The organism is Shewanella sp., from assembly GCF_051658185.1.
Classification (GTDB): Bacteria; Pseudomonadota; Gammaproteobacteria; order Enterobacterales; family Shewanellaceae; genus Shewanella.
The window spans coordinates 1-1637 of sequence record NZ_JBOFMC010000313.1 but is presented as its reverse complement, the minus strand read 5'-3'; the positions used below and the strand labels follow the sequence as shown (position 1 = coordinate 1637).

At 51.1% G+C, this 1637-nt stretch carries 2 protein-coding genes; both read left to right on the top strand.

Annotated features, from left to right (window positions below):
• Nucleotides 1-526: cation diffusion facilitator family transporter (locus ACRCZA_RS11945; RefSeq protein WP_438674653.1), on the top strand; the 526-nt coding region annotated here is incomplete at its 5' end.
• A gap of 176 nt (nucleotides 527-702) precedes the next feature.
• Nucleotides 703-1122, top strand: coding sequence for a MarR family winged helix-turn-helix transcriptional regulator (locus tag ACRCZA_RS11940; protein WP_438674654.1), 420 nt, complete (start codon nucleotides 703-705; stop codon nucleotides 1120-1122).
• The last annotated feature ends 515 nt before the right edge of the window (nucleotides 1123-1637 follow it).

Below are 1637 nucleotides of genomic sequence, written 5' to 3'. Positions count from 1 at the left end.
GCATGAGCATGAGCATGAGCATGAGCATGAGCATGAGCATGAGCATGAGCATGAGGAACATTTTCATGGCGGCCATGACCATAATTTGCGCGCGGCTTACTTCCATGTTTTAGCCGATGCCTTAACCTCCATACTGGCCATTGGCGCCCTACTGTTTGGTAAATACATGGGGCTGACTTGGCTAGATCCGCTGATGGGGATTGTGGGGGCGGCGATCATCAGCCGCTGGGCGTGGGGTCTTATCCAACAAACGAGTCCCATTTTGCTCGATGCTGGGGTAACGCCCTCATTGCCCGAACAAATTAAGGCCACCATTGAAGCAGTGCCTGATCATCAGGTTGTCGATCTGCACATTTGGCGCGTCAGCGCGGATCACCACGCGCTGCTGGTGTCTATTGTGTCCCATTCCCCTAAAGAGGTGGCTTATTTCAATCAGTTACTCGCACAATTCTCGGAGTTATCCCATATCACCATTGAGCTGCATACCTGTCGCCAGCCTGAGTGTTGCCAAGAGGCGCCGCTATGACTAACGCGCCAACGCACATAACGGCAACGCACATGACGGAAGAGGACATGGCGACAAAGCACGTTGGAGAAGAGGGCCAACAGGTGCTGATCCCAGTAGCAGCGTGTCAAACAAAACAGCATCAAGCAGAAGGGAGTCAAGCAGAAGGGGGGCAAACAGTGTCAGTGGCAGGGCCAATGCACTCCACCGAGCAAAGGTTAAACCATGCGATAGTGGAGTTTTACGAAAAACTTTCCTCTTGGGAGCATGCCGTCGTCCGCGATAAGGGCATTAGCCTATCGCAGGTGCATGCCATTGAATTACTGGGGGGGCACGGCGCCATGAGGATGAAGGAGCTGGCAAGTAAAATCGGCGTGACCACGGGCACCCTGACGGTGCAGATTGATAAAATGGTAAAGGCTCAGTGGGTCAACCGCCGTCCGCACGAGTCGGATAGGCGTTCTATTTTAGTTGAGCTCACCGATAAAGGCCGCGCCCTGTTTCTTGAGCATGATGCCTTGCATCTGCAATTGACCACGGACCTGACCGCGAATATGAGTGCAGAGGAGCGTGCAGTGCTGCTAAATTTACTGACGCGGATGAATCACGCATTTTAGTCGGGCATGCCTGCTGCCCACTCAGATTTGAACTGCGAGTTTTGATATCACAAAGATCAAACTTGAGTGCTAACATGGCATGTTGTACGGAGAGCCTTGACAGGGCCAGCGAGTAAATCGTTTCGGAGGTGTTTGCAGATATTTTTTAGGCGGTGGAACTTAATGCAATGGCATTTGCCTACCTATACACAGACTGATGCTGCTCACCGCCAAATAGGGAGAATGCTTCCCCGCGGTGATAAAACCGAGCAATGCCCTAATAGGTTGGGGAGCACAAAACGGCCGAACTGTAGTCAGTTCGGCCGTTTTTATTTTGTGATGAGCCTGCTGCTGATTATCTTGGCTGGATCCTGCTCGGCTAAAACCGGCAATGGGGTAAAATCTCGACTCGAGGGCTTATTTGCATTAAGGTTGGGGTTGTGTAGATTATTTGCTGTGGTTTTTTGTGTATTCTGTGGTGGCGATAAGGTTTTGTTAAGATATTGGCGCTAAAACGCCGTTAAGAGATTGATGGT

Excerpts from the sequence above, each read along its gene's own strand:
- ACRCZA_RS11940 (WP_438674654.1), top strand. The coding sequence starts at position 703 with ATGCACTCCACCGAGCAAAGGTTAAACCATGCGATAGTGGAGTTTTAC.